At 28.8% G+C, this 14,352-nt stretch carries 12 protein-coding genes; 2 read left to right on the top strand and 10 right to left on the bottom strand.

The window, feature by feature from the left end; genetic code table 11:
• Positions 1 to 22 precede the first annotated feature (22 nt).
• The 7 genes from IC219_RS09975 to IC219_RS09945 form a co-directional block, all read right to left on the bottom strand.
• Positions 23 to 340: a PTS lactose/cellobiose transporter subunit IIA gene (locus IC219_RS09975; RefSeq protein WP_227433981.1), complete on the bottom strand. Its 318-nt coding sequence runs from the start codon at positions 338 to 340 to the stop codon at positions 23 to 25.
• Between the two features lie 11 nt (positions 341 to 351).
• Entirely contained in the window at positions 352 to 1,083 is a 732-nt protein-coding gene (gene chbG, locus IC219_RS09970) for a chitin disaccharide deacetylase (protein ID WP_227830887.1), read from the bottom strand.
• A gap of 22 nt (positions 1,084 to 1,105) precedes the next feature.
• On the bottom strand, positions 1,106 to 2,416 hold the full coding sequence (locus tag IC219_RS09965; protein ID WP_227433979.1) for a 6-phospho-beta-glucosidase: 1,311 nt from the start codon (positions 2,414 to 2,416) through the stop codon (positions 1,106 to 1,108).
• Between the two features lie 74 nt (positions 2,417 to 2,490).
• The gene (locus IC219_RS09960; protein ID WP_227433978.1) at positions 2,491 to 3,807 is read right to left on the bottom strand and encodes a PTS transporter subunit EIIC; all 1,317 of its coding nucleotides are present in this window, start codon (positions 3,805 to 3,807) and stop codon (positions 2,491 to 2,493) included.
• 21 nt (positions 3,808 to 3,828) lie between these two features.
• Entirely contained in the window at positions 3,829 to 4,140 is a 312-nt protein-coding gene (locus IC219_RS09955) for a PTS sugar transporter subunit IIB (protein WP_227433977.1), read from the bottom strand.
• A gap of 203 nt (positions 4,141 to 4,343) precedes the next feature.
• Entirely contained in the window at positions 4,344 to 5,048 is a 705-nt protein-coding gene (locus IC219_RS09950; RefSeq protein ID WP_227433976.1) for a GntR family transcriptional regulator, read from the bottom strand.
• 94 nt (positions 5,049 to 5,142) lie between these two features.
• Positions 5,143 to 6,504, bottom strand: coding sequence for an MATE family efflux transporter (locus IC219_RS09945; RefSeq protein ID WP_227482037.1), 1,362 nt, complete (start codon positions 6,502 to 6,504; stop codon positions 5,143 to 5,145).
• Between the two features lie 596 nt (positions 6,505 to 7,100).
• On the opposite strand from IC219_RS09945, the gene IC219_RS09940 reads away from it, so the two are divergent.
• Both IC219_RS09940 and IC219_RS09935 read left to right on the top strand, forming a co-directional pair.
• Entirely contained in the window at positions 7,101 to 8,864 is a 1,764-nt protein-coding gene (locus tag IC219_RS09940) for a bifunctional homocysteine S-methyltransferase/methylenetetrahydrofolate reductase (protein WP_227433974.1), read from the top strand.
• A 219-nt stretch (positions 8,865 to 9,083) separates the two neighbouring features.
• Positions 9,084 to 10,235, top strand: a complete 1,152-nt coding sequence (locus IC219_RS09935; protein ID WP_227830888.1) for a GGDEF domain-containing protein — start codon at positions 9,084 to 9,086, stop codon at positions 10,233 to 10,235.
• Between the two features lie 96 nt (positions 10,236 to 10,331).
• On the opposite strand, the gene IC219_RS09930 is transcribed toward IC219_RS09935, so the two are convergent.
• From IC219_RS09930 to IC219_RS09920, 3 genes are all read right to left on the bottom strand, one after another.
• Positions 10,332 to 12,050, bottom strand: a complete 1,719-nt coding sequence (locus IC219_RS09930; protein WP_227482034.1) for a putative 2-aminoethylphosphonate ABC transporter permease subunit — start codon at positions 12,048 to 12,050, stop codon at positions 10,332 to 10,334.
• A 4-nt stretch (positions 12,051 to 12,054) separates the two neighbouring features.
• On the bottom strand, positions 12,055 to 13,044 hold the full coding sequence (locus IC219_RS09925) for an ABC transporter ATP-binding protein (RefSeq protein ID WP_227433971.1): 990 nt from the start codon (positions 13,042 to 13,044) through the stop codon (positions 12,055 to 12,057).
• A gap of 104 nt (positions 13,045 to 13,148) precedes the next feature.
• Positions 13,149 to 14,198: a putative 2-aminoethylphosphonate ABC transporter substrate-binding protein gene (locus IC219_RS09920; protein ID WP_227433970.1), complete on the bottom strand. Its 1,050-nt coding sequence runs from the start codon at positions 14,196 to 14,198 to the stop codon at positions 13,149 to 13,151.
• Positions 14,199 to 14,352: the final 154 nt, after the last annotated feature.

Below are 14,352 nucleotides of genomic sequence, written 5' to 3'. Positions count from 1 at the left end.
CTTTCATAATAGTTAAATTAGACTACTTGCTTTCCAATCTTTCATACAAATCTACAAATTCTTCTGCTAGTTGTTGAAAGTTCATAGATGTCATTAAATGGTCTTGTGCATGAACTAATATAACACTCATTTCAGTTTTATTACCACTAGCTTCATTTTGTATTAACTCTGTTTGGAACTTATGTGCTTTATGAATTGACTCTTTTGACTTTTCAATACACTCTCTAGCTTCATCTATATTTCCGTTCTTTGCTTCTTTTATAGCTTCAAAAGCTAGACCTTTTGCATCGCCTGCAAATCCAATTATTCCAAAAGATATTTCTATCATCTTCTCATCCATCTGTATACCTCCTAAATATCTCTATAGCTTGATATGACTAATCCATTTTCTCTCAAAAACTCTTTGACTTTTTTAGATGTAAGTATTTTATGCTCTTTTGTTCTATCAATTGCATAAGATGTAGAATTTAAAATATAATCGTCTAAAAAAGCTGGGTGAGACATAATATCCACTACATCATACTTCATTATTTCTTCTATATTTTTTGTAAAATACTCTTCACTCACATTTTCTTTATAAAAGCTATCTATTAATGGAACTATTTTTGAATACTCTAAATCGTATTCAAACCCTCCTCTTATTGGAAGATTATACTTATTTACAATTTTCTCTATTACTGGTTTTAAATTTACTAAAGTATGAATATGATGATGACTATCTAAATGAGATATGTCTATTCCAAGTTCTTTTACTCTCTCTATTTGAGCACAAAGTTCTTCATAAATCTCATCATAATCCATTTTTTTAATAATTTCGTCTGTAATTCTTCTAATAAAAAAACCTTCTTTATCAACAATAGTTTTTAAGTTAGACAATAATGGTCTACCACAACTTAAAGTCATATGAACTCCACAATTTAAATCTCTATTTTCTTTAAGTAGCTTTACTCCATGTTCTACACCAGGCATATTTGCCATCATAGATGTGGACTTAACTATTCCATTATTATGAGCTGATATTATACCATAATTCACAGCTTCGCAATATCCAAAGTCATCTGCATTTATTATAATTTTAGTCATACCATAACCTACTTTCTATAAACTATCTATTAAATCTAGGAAGATAATCTTTATGAGCTTCTAACATTTCATCTAATATAGTTTTTGCCAAATCATCCGATGGAATCAATGGATTTATACAAAGTGCCAATAAAGCAGATTCATAATCTCCATATACAGCTGCTTTGGCTGCTAAAACTTCAAATGACTTAATTTGACTTACTAACCCATGTACAGAATCTGGTAAATAGCCTATACTTAATGGTCTTGGTCCATTTTTTGTTATTACACTACTTACTTCTACCGCCTGCTCATCTTTAAAGTCTCTTATAGCGCCATTATTTAATGTATTAACTACTTGGATGTCTTTTTTATCATTGTAGATAGAACTTATTAGATTACAAGCAGCATCACTATAATAAGCTCCTCCTCTTTTTTCAAGTTGAGGTGGTTTTATATCTAGCTTTTCATCTTTATATAGTTCAAATAATTGTTCTTCTAATTCTTTAACCACTTGACCTCTAGCTTTTCCCTCTTTAAACTCTATTAACTCATCTTCAAGCATTTCTTTAGTTTTATAATAATATCTATGATATGGGCAAGGTATAGCACCTAGAGATTTTATAAAATCAGCATTAAAATCAATTGCCTTTATATTTTGCATACTTATATCTGCTTTAACAAATTTATCTATTGCTTCTTTTGTAACATCTTCTCCGTCTAAAGCTACATTAAGACCATAAACCATATGATTAAGACCTGCAAAATCCATACTTATTCTATCACTTTCTACATTGAATAGTTTAGCTACATCATTTTTTAAATGAATTGGTACATTGCATAGACCTATATATTTTTTAAAGTTAGTGTATTTGAATACAGCTTCTGTTATTATTCCTGTTGGATTTGTAAAGTTCACCATCCATGCATTTGGACATAATTCTTCCACATCTTTTATTATATCAAATATAACTGGTATTGTACGAAGAGCTTTAAACAACCCACCTGCACCATTAGTTTCCTGTCCCATAACTCCATGAGATAAAGGAATAGTTTCATCTTTAATTCTTGCATCTAAAAGACCTACTCTGAGTTGTGTTGTTACAAAATCTGCGTCTTTTAAAGCTTCTCTTCTATCTAAAGTAAGATTTATTTTCATATCTATTCCAGCTTTTTTTACCATTCTTTTAGCTAGATTTCCTACTATCTCTAGTTTTTCTTTTCCATCTTCTATATCTACAAGCCATAACTCCTTTACAGGTAACTCCTTATATCTATTTATAAAACCTTCTACAAGTTCAGGAGTATAACTTGAACCTCCCCCAATTGTAACTATTTTTAGCCCATTTTTCATCTCATTATACCATCCTTACTTATAATTTAGTATATATTACAGAACTTTATCTGTTTATTGTCGAATAAAATTACCTAGTTGTCAATTTTTGTTAATTTTTTAGCTTCCATTTTTTCAGATGCTATAACAAACGGAATATATATTAATATTGACAATATTAAATTAAATAGTGCTAAAGCTCCTCCAGTCCAATCACCTGTAGCCATTGCCCCACCTAATATAGGAGGTGTTACCCAAGGTATTTTAGGTAAAATTACTGGTGCTACTAATCCAAAATCTATTGCTAAATATGATACAGCACTACATACTACTGGTGCAAGTACAAATGGAATCATAAAAATAGGATTTAAAACTATTGGAAGCCCAAATATTAATGGTTCTCCTATGTTAAATATTGCTGGAGGTCCCCCTAACAATATCATCTCTTTACGTCTTCTTCCTGCTATTAATAAAGCTACAATTAATCCTAATACCATTCCTGAACCACCTAAATACACAAATGCATCAAAGAATGAACCTGCAAGTACATGATAGCCTTCAGTTGCACCTGCTTGAGCTAAGGCAGCGTTTTCTCCACCTAATTTCATAAGTATTGTTTCTGTAAAAGGAAGTGCTATATTTGCGCCATGAAGACCAACAGTCCAAAGTATATGAATTATAAATGCAATAAGCATTGTAGAACCTAAACTATCAGCTACATTTGATAGTGGTGCTCCTAAGTAAGTATTCAAAATATCTGTTAAGAAATTTCCATCTGAAAGCATTTTTATAAATATTCCTATTACAGTAAATATCATTATAGTCAACATTCCTGGTATTAACTTTGCAAATGATCTTGAAACTGCTGGTGGAACTCCATCTGGCATTTTTATAGTTAATTTCTTTACTTTAGATAATCTTACAAATATCTCAGCAGACAACAACCCTATTAATATAGAAGAAAATAGTGCTGCTGTTCCTAAGTAAGTCTGTTGTATCATTCCCCATCCTTCAACTGCGCTAGTACCACCTTCTGGAACTATCTTACCAATTTGTGGAGCCATTATAAAAAAGATAGATAGTGCTATAAGACCAGCTTGTAATCCATCACTTTCATAAGACTTTGCTAGGAAATAGGCAACACCTATTACTAAAAATACTGCCATCGTACCTATAGCTCCCCACCAAAGGTCTCCTCCAAACATAGTCCAATTTTCTCCAAATATACTTGCCATCAGATTTTTATATGCTTCTAATGGCAAGTTGTTTATCAATGTTCCCAATGCACCTACCATAGTTATAGGTATCATTGCTATAAATGCATCCCTTACTGCTACTAAGTGCCTTTGAGCTCCTACCTTTGCAGCTACAGGCACTATATATTTATCCATAAATGACATGAATTTTTCCATTTTACATCCTCCAGTACAACTTTATTTTGAATTATTTAATTCCACTGCTCTATCTAAGACAGCTTTCCCATTACATCTTCCATAATCCATCATATTTATAACTTCTACTGGAATATTATATGGTTTTGCCATTTCAGTTGCTTTTCCTAATACATATCTAACTTGAGGTCCTAAAAGTAAGACATCACAATTTTCTATTTCATTTTTTAAGTTCACTTCTGATATAGCCCATATTTTTGCTTCTATACCGTTTTCCTTCGCGGCATTCTCCATTTTTGTAACCAATAAACTAGTTGACATCCCTGCTGAACAAGCTAACATTATTTTTATCATTTTCTTACCTCCAAATTAGAATTTATTAAGTATCTTTTTAAGTCATAATATCTTTAAACTATACATTTAAAGTGTCCTTATTTATTAATTTTTATTTTAATGTATATATTTTATTTTTAAATGTATATACATTTATTTCTTGATATTATTATATATCAAATGTATATACATTTCAAGAAAACTTTTTCATTTTTTCTTAATTTTTATTCGACAACAGCACTTAAAGTTAAAGTATATCCATGATGATATGTGTGTGAGTATTCAAAAACCTCACTATTTTGTAACTTACAAACTTGATTTATATATAAAAGTGCTTCTGGTTCTTCAATTTCTAAATTAGTCATACATTCCTCATTTGATATTACAGCTTGTACTTCTCTCTCTGACATAGCTATTTTATATCCACATACTTCTTCCACAAAATTATAAAGTGAATTTTCACAATGAATTTTATTTAAATTTGGAAATAACTTAACTGGCATATATGTAATCATATATGAAACCCTCGTTTCATCTGCCAATCTTACTCTTTTTATCTCCCATACATTTTCTCCTAAGCTAATATTCAATTTACTTGATAATTCTTCGTCTGCTTGAACTATTTCAAGAGATACCAATATATTAGATACTTTATAGCCTTTACTTTCCATCTCCTTAGTAAATCCACTTACAGAAGATATATTATCATATATTTTATTTGCGAGTACTATACTTCCTACACCTCTTTGCCTAGTTATATAACCTTCCTTAACTAGATTATTTAATGCTGACCTTACAGTCATTCTAGTCACATTAAATTCTTCACTTAATTGCTTTTCAGATGGGATTAAATCCCCTTCTTTCAAACTATCTGAATTTATTAGTTCTCTTACATGATTTTCTATAACTTTATAAATTGGTTCTTTCATTTAATTCACTCCTCATCAATTCGAACTTTTATATGATAAGTTAATTTTATATACAAATAAACAAAATGTCTATACATTTAATATAAATTAAATTTTATTTAGATACCTTATATAATTTCCCAAGTTTAAGCAAATATATAAATAAACTTATCATTAATATTCCCTTTAATATACTTGATAGTGTTATACTCCACCAAACACCATTTAATCCTAATATTTCTGGTCTAGATATAAAGTAAGCTAGTGGTACTCTTGCACCAGTCAATACAGTAACTATTATAGAAGGTATATAGGTTCTACCTAATCCTTTAAAAGCTCCTGTTGTTATTATTTCTAGACACATAAAAAATTGAGAGTATCCTAATATTTTAAGATACATAGCTCCTTTTTCTATTGCTTCACTTTCATCTATAAAAACAGAAAAAATACTTCCACCTGCAAATATCAATACTAAGGTTGTCATTATTCCAAGTATAGAAGATACAATTATAGCTATTTTACATCCTTTATTTATTCTAGAATACTTTTTGGCTCCATAATTTTGTCCAACAAAGCTTCCTAATGCAACAGCTAATCCTTCAGCAGTCATCCATGATATTGCTTCTATTTGTGACCCTACTTTTTGCACTGCAACTGCAACAGGCCCCCATGAAGCCACTATTACACCAAGCAACATTGAAAATATTGTAAACATTCCACTTTGTATAGCTACAGGAAAACCTAACTTATATAACACTTTATAGTATTTAAGTTCTATTTTTCTGAAGATTTTTATCTTAAAATACTCCTCTTTACTCTTAAGTATTATATATAGAAAACATGTAGTAACTACTATTTGTGCAAATACAGTAGCAATAGCAGCCCCTGCAACTCCAAGTTTTGGAGCAGGTCCCCATCCAAAAATTAGAACAGGGTCAAGTATAATATTAGTTATTAGCCCTATTGTATTGATGCAAAAAGGTGTTCTACTATTCCCAAGTCCATTGAAAATTGCAGTAAATACTGGATTGATAAAATAAAATACCATACCTAAAGCTACTATTATTAAATATTGTCTGGACATAGATATAACTTCTAAATCTCCCAATCTGAAAAAACCTATTAGTTGTTTATTGAGTACTATCAAAACCATAGTATATATTATTGCCAACATAAGGTTTATTTCTACTGCTGATTTTATATATGATTTAGTAGTGCTTATATTATTTTCTCCTATACTTTGTGCTACCTTTACTTCACCACCTACTTTTGAAATCATAATAAATGCCATTGCAAGCCATGGAAAAAATCCCGCTGTCCCAACTGCAGCTACTGCTTTACTTCCAGCTTTACCAACCCATATCATGTCTATCATGTTATATCCCATTTGTATAAATGAAGTCCCCATTATTGGGAGTGATAGTTTAAGTAACTTTTCAGTAATACTTCCTTCTGTTAAATCAAGTCTATTTTTCATTTTCCACCTCTTTTATATTATAATTATAAAATTAAAAAGCCCTTTAATTGTACACTTAAATCAACTACTATGTTTATTTAAGTAAATTTACCATCATAAATAAATTTATTATATTTAAACTCAATAAGTTGAAATAAAGTTACTAATTTAAAATGATTTTTAGCTTCTACTTTTCTAATCTACCATATATTATTTCTCTATAACAGTACATTTAACACCTTGAATATCTATATTATTCTTCCCAGTCATTAATACAAATTCTACTCTGTACAATATACCCCATTTACAAGAATTTACTTATAATATAGTATTTTTAGATTATTTAATATATATTACCTGTCTATGTAGTTTCAAATTGTGTTAACTATAATAAAATATGGTAATGTTTATCATTGATTTTCAGCAATAGATATAATTATATCACTATCTCACCACTATGGTTCTTATTTTAATACCATTAAGTAAATATATCAAAATCACCAACAAACTTGTTATATAGGCCAATATATTCCACTATATTTTCCAAAGATTGACAAGTTTTTTTGGGGTTGATATACTAATACTTAAAATATTTTAAATTCGTATGAGGTGAAGCAATGAACATAAATGAATATATCAAAGACTCTGTTTTAGTTTTTGATGGTGCAATGGGTACATACTATTCCAAACTAAAAAATAGTCCTTTCAATTGTGAAATAGCCAATATAAATGATGCATCTACAATATTGTCTATCCACGAGGAATATATAAAAGCTGGATGTATGGCTATTAAGACAAATACTTTTGCAGCAAATGAAACACTTCTAGAGTGTGATTTTAAAACTGTCAAAGATATTATAAAAAGTGGGTATGAAATTGCATTAGAGGCAACAAGAAATACAGATGTATTTATATTTGCTGATATTGGTCCAATACCTGCTCTAAATGATAGAAATTTGTTACCTGACTATAAGAAAATAGTAGATGTATTTTTAGAAATTGGAGCAACTAATTTTCTATTTGAAACATTTAGTAGTGATGAATATTTACCAGAAATCTCAAGTTATATAAAAGAAAAACAACCAAATGCATTTATCTTAACAGAATTTGCAGTTAATCCAGAGGGCTTTACTAGACTTGGAAAAAGTGGAACTAACATCTTTAAATCTATTTCCAAGGACAAAAATATTGATGCATTAGGATTTAATTGTATCTCTGGCCCACACCATTTATTACATTTTATAAAGACACTTGATATTAATGACAATATAGTTTCTATTATGCCTAATGCAGGCTATCCAACTATTATCAATAATCGTACATTTTTTGAAGATAACTCAGACTATTTTTCAGAACAGATGCTAGAAATATTAAATCAAGGGGTTCATATACTAGGTGGATGCTGTGGTACAACACCTGAATTTATCAAAAAAACTGTTGAAATAATAAATTCTTTATACAAAGGCAATGTTGCCATAAAAAATGATATTTCTCCAAAAGAAAAAATTAAATCTGTGGCAAAAAACGAACTCTTAGAAAAGCTTGATGGAGGTAAAAAAATTATAGCAGTTGAATTAGACCCTCCTATTGATACAGATATTGAATTTTTTATGAATAGTGCTGAAAAACTAAAAAACTACGGAGTTGATGCAATAACAATTGCTGACTGCCCTATAGCAAGAGCAAGAGTTGATAGTAGTTTATTAGCTTGTAAAATAAAGAGAGAGTTAGACATCACTCCTATTCCACATATGACATGTAGAGATAGAAATATTAATGCTACAAAAGCTCTTCTTTTAGGATTAAATATTGAAAACATAAACAACGTGTTAGTAGTAACTGGAGACCCTATACCTTCTGCTGAAAGAGATGAAATAAAGGCCATGTTCAGTTTTAACTCTTCTATACTAGCAAATTACATAAAAACTTTAAATAAAGATACCTTTAATACTCCATTTAATATATTTGGAGCTTTAAATATAAATGCAACAAACTTTGATTCTCAACTTAAGCACGCTAAGATTAAAATAGAAAATGGGGTTACTATGTTTTTAACTCAACCAGTTTTAACAGAGCAAGCTTTATTAAACTTAAAAAAAGCTAAGGAAATACTTCCTGCAAAGATACTAGGTGGAATTATACCTGTAGTAAGTTACAAAAATGCTTGTTTTATGAATAATGAAATTTCAGGAATTACTGTTTCACAAGACATTATAGACATGTACAAAGATGCTTCAAAAGAACAATCTACTAAACTTGCTATCAATATATCAACTCAAATAGCAAAAGAAATTGAACCTTATGTAGATGGTTATTATATTATTACACCATTTAAAAGAATTGACATAGTATGTGATATATTAGCAGGTATTAATAAATAAAATAATTATAATATAAATACTATTAAGATATTATAATGTTTATTTATTAAAGTATAGTGTAATTTTAAAAAGCCTTGTATTTGAATCTTTTAAGCTAAATTATAGATTGTAATTTTTAGATGATTTTGATAATATAGATGTATATTATGGTAATATTTATAGATATACATTAATTATGGGGAGATTTTGTGAAATATTTTTTTACAAAAAATTTGGGATATGGAAATAAATAAAAAATTCAATAGAGTTGATATGCAAGTTTCAATACTTACTGCAATTATTGTAATAATTTCTTCTTCATGTGTTTATTTTTTTAATTATGTACTCACTTATAATGATATGATTTATACTTTAAGTGAGAGGTCAAGACATATATATAAGTATGTAGAAAAAAATCTTGATAAAGATACCTTTATTGAAATTAATTCTGAAAAAGACCACTCAAAAGAGTCTTATAAAAGTGCTAAAGTGCTATTGGAATCTGTAAAGAATACTACTGGAGTTATGTACTTATACACTGCAAAAAAAACAAAAGATGGCTCATTAGTATATGTTGTTGATGGTTTAGATTCATCTAGAAGCGATTTTAGAAATGCTGGTGATTTGATAGAAAAAGAGATTTGGGGTGACCTTAACAAAGCACTAGATAATAATATATTGCTACCTAAAAAAATAAAAAAAACATCTTGGGGACATATATTTATATCGTACTTTCCCATCCATAATGATGTTGGTAAAGTCGTTGGAGTAATGGGAATTGAATTTGAAGCAAAACATCAATACAATACCTTTAGATTTATAAGTATAGTTACTCCTTTTATAGCTTTATTAACCTGTTTAATATCAGCATTAGTAGCAGTAATCCTGTTTAAACGTATATCTAATCCTACATATACTGATTTTGCCAATACTGATTATCTAACAGGATTAAAAAATAGAAACGCTTTTGAAATAGATATGAATAACTTAAACAATTCAAATCTTAAACAACCAATTTCTATAATGTCAATAGATTTAGATGGCCTTAAAAAAATCAATGATAAATTTGGCCATCAAACAGGAGATTTATACATTAAAAATGCAAGTAAAATTATACAAGATGTAATAAATAAAAAACATATAGTTTATCGCGTTGGTGGAGATGAGTATATAATTATTTTAAAAGATTCCTATCATGAAGAAATAGATAGTATTGTCAATAAGATTAATTTAAAAATAATTGAAGAAAACGCTACTAATGAATTAAATTTATCCATGTCTATTGGATATGCAGTTTTCGATGAAAACTTAGACAACTCTTTATTTGATACATACCATCGTGCAGATTCTGAAATGTATTGTAACAAAAGAAAAATTAATAAAAACGATTAATATTTATTTTAAATTTATATAAAAAAGTCTATTCTATAAACAATAAATTATAAGAATAGACTTCTTTAATATGTGTATTTTTATACAATAACTTCTTTAGTTAAAATTTGCTCTTTTTTCCAAACGATTTTTTATAAATTCATGTATTACCTTAACTAGTACATTTGTAATTAATATCAATACAGCTAGTGCTGCTGCTTGTGCTGTACTTCCCTTATCATCTAACTGTACAATTGATATAGCTGCTACCTTTGAACTTGCTGTATATATAAATACTAGTGCTGATATTGTTACCATAGAATTTAAGAAAAAATACATAAAGTTTTCTAAAACTGCTGGTAAACAAAGTGGTATTGTTACATTCTTAAGAATTGATGCACTATTTATTCCCATTGATTTTGCCACCATGTCTAATTCTTTGTCCACTTTCTTAATAGCTGTAGTTGCAGTTATAAAAGCTACTGAGAAAAAATGTACCACATTGCATATAACCATAATAAATAATGTTCCGTACAATCCATTAAACAAGTTCTTAATGTATATTGTATCCATTAGATTAAACTCTAATTTATTAAAGAATAGTACATAAGCTATACCTAACACTAACCCTGGTAATGCCATAGGCAATGTACTTAAAAAATATCCAAATGATTTTAAATATGGAGCTTTTTCTGTTTTTTCGTTTAGATATGCAAATAAGAAAACAAAACTTGTCCCAAGAATAGCTGTCAGTAATGACATTTCTATTGAATTTATAAATGGCTTAATTCCATCAATACTACTTTTCATAGAAAAGTGTTCAAGTGTGAGTCTTAAATCATATGGCCAAACAGATATTAGTGAAGATAAGATTACAGTCAACATTACAGCTATTATTCCAAATGCAATAATTCCTACAATGACTCCAAATATACTGTCTCTTAACTTATTAAATTTAACCTTATATGGGATTGATTTTGAATTTATATATGAATTTTGATTTTTTTCGATTTTTTTAGTTACTATAAAAGATATTATTGCAGGTATCAAAAGTAATATTGATACAGTTGCTCCCATAGGCATATTTTGCTGCCCTATAATTTGCTTGTATACATCTATTGATAATACATTGAAATCTCCTCCAATAACTTTTGGAGCTCCAAAGTCTGTAAAGCACAATGTGAATGATACAAATGCTGAACTTATTAAAGAGTACTTAATGCTAGGTATCGTTATACTTAAAAACTCTCTTATCTTGCTTATTCCCATAGCATTGCTAGCTTCATATAATCTATAATCAGTTGAATTTAGTGATATATAAAGTATCTGAAATGATTGAGGAAATACATATATAATTTGTGCTAATACTATTCCAATTGAACCATATATCGGAATATTTATTCCAAGTAAATTAGTCACTACCCCTTGATTTCCAAATAAATATACCAACCCTATAGCATGCATCATTGTAGGGGCAAACATAGGAAACATCGCTATAGATTTAAGAAGTCCTTTAAACTTAATCTTTGTTCTTGTTAGTGCATATGCATACACTAGTGCGAGAGTTAAAGATATTACAGTTGATATAACAGATACAAATATTGTATTTTTCAGAGAATTTAACAGTGCTTCAGAAGCTAAATACTCTTTAAAATTTTGTAATCCAACAAAAACTCCATCTTTATCTAAAAATGCTTGTACAAACAGATAGATTATGGGCGCCAATAAAAATATTACCAAAGACATAACTAATACTGTAAGCATACATTTTTTTATATCTAAATTCATTTTAGATTTAATATTTAAACTTTTAGAACTTATAGCATTATTATTCATATATTTATGCTCCTTTAACTTTTGGATACTTTAAATAGTATTTTTCATCTATACTTACACTTACAAAGTCACCCTCTACTAAATTTAAATTAACCCATTCTTTTATAGAAACATCACTTATTATAAAATTTTCATTTAATTTATCTTTTATTTCTACTCTCAATAGATTCCCTCTAAATTCTATATTAGATATTGTTCCATGACAATTTTCTTTTGTTGACTTTTCTATTTGAACATATTCTGGTCTTACAGTTAATATAGAATCTCCTCTATCAAAACAGTTTGTATCTCCTATAAATTGAGCTGTAAATAGGTTTTGAGGATTTTGATATATTTCTTCTGGAGTCCCTATTTGCATTATGTCACCGCCATTTAAGATTGCAATTTTGTCTGCCATAGTTATAGCTTCTTCCTGGTCATGTGTTACCATTATTGTTGTTATATTTAATTCTTTCTGTAGTTTTTTAATATCCATTCTAAGTTTGTGTCTAACTTTTGCATCAAGTGCAGACATTGGCTCATCTAAAAGTAAAAACTTTGGCTCAAGTGCTAATGCTCTTGCTATTGCAATTCTCTGCTGTTGACCTCCTGACAATGCTTTAGGATACTTATGAGCTTCATTACTCAATCCAACTGTTTCAAGCACTTCTCTAACCTTCTTATCTATCTTTTCTTTTGGTACCTTTCTTTCTTTAAGCGGAAAAGCTATATTATTATATGCTGTCATATTTGGAAATAATGCATATGATTGAAATACTATCCCAAAACCTCTCTTTGATGGCTCTAACTCTGTTATATCTTTATCTTGAAGAATTATAGCTCCACTATTTACATCTTCAAGCCCTGCTATTATTCTAAGTAATGTAGTTTTTCCACATCCACTAGGTCCAAGTAAACATAGAAACTCACCTTCTTCAATATCTAAACTAATATTGTTTAACACTCTTTTTTGGTCATAACTCTTGAACACATTATTTATTTTTAAGTAACTCATATCTAATCTCCCCTTATACAATTATATTTGTTTTTTTAATTTTATATTTTAATTTTTCTTATAAATTTCTTTTCTCTATTTCTATTAAAAAATCCATTTAACTTTTACTTACTTTCAGATTTTGAACCATACTTTGATTCCCAAGTTTTTAACACTGCACTTCTATTTTTTGATGCAGAGTTTAAATCAACTTCTTTAATCAGCTGTTCTAATGGACGTTTAGAGTAACCTTTTGGTACAGGATTATCTGTCTTTATAGAAGTCACTGCTACTTCATGTGCATATCTGTCCATAGCTGAATCACTTATTGCCCAATCTAAAAACAATTTTGCTTCTTTTTTTATATTATCTTTCTTAACCAAAGCATTTGCTTCTAAATCCCAACCTGAACCTTCTTTTGGAAATACTACTTCTATAGGTTCTCCACTAGACAATTGCTGTGTAGCTCTATATCCAAGTGTAATGCCTATTGGGTATTCTCCTGAACCAGCTAGTTTTGCAGGTTTCGAACCTGAATGTGTATATGTAGCTATATTCTTATGTAGTTTATCCATGTAATTATAAGCTTCTTTTTCACCCATCATTTGAATAAGTCCTGATACTGTAAGATAACCTGTACCAGATGATGCTGGATTTGGCATTGTTATAAGACCTTTGTACTCTGGTTTTATTAAATCATTATATCCTTTTGGAACATCTAGGCCTAATTTTTCAAGTTCTTTGTAATTAACTACTATTGCTGTCTCTGGTACACTCATACCTACCCATGATACATCTTTTCCAGTATCCTTAAATCTCTTATCTACCTTGTCATAATTTTTAGGCTTATATGCTTCAAGTGCCCCATCTTCTTTTAGTTCTATCATATTCATTGCTGATAATCCCCATATAACATCTGCTTGTGGATTATCCTTTTCTGCTAATAATTTTGAAGCTATTACACCATGAGAATCCATAACTATTTCTACATCAATATTAGGATACTCTTCTCTAAATCCTTCCATATAGTAAGCTATTTGCTCTTCTTCTAATGCTGCATATATTGTAAGTTTATTATTTCCTTTTCCTTGAGTAGTTTGTGGTGTTGTTGATATGCAACTTGTCATAAATGCAATTACTACAATACACAGACAAGTAAATATAAATTCTTTCATATCTTCCCCCTTTTTGTGTTTTTGTCTTTTTTTAATTGTTTTTTATTGTTTTTGCTTATGTTTATATAATACACCTAATTTGTTAATACGAAGTTAAGTGTAAATTAACAGTTCGTTAATTTTTAGAAATTTTTGTTAAATTTATTATTTTTTT

The organism is Clostridioides sp. ES-W-0018-02, from assembly GCF_020658175.1.
GTDB lineage: Bacteria > Bacillota > Clostridia > Peptostreptococcales > Peptostreptococcaceae > Clostridioides.
The sequence above is the reverse complement of the archived record's forward strand: the minus strand, read 5'-3'. Positions and strand labels throughout refer to the sequence as shown.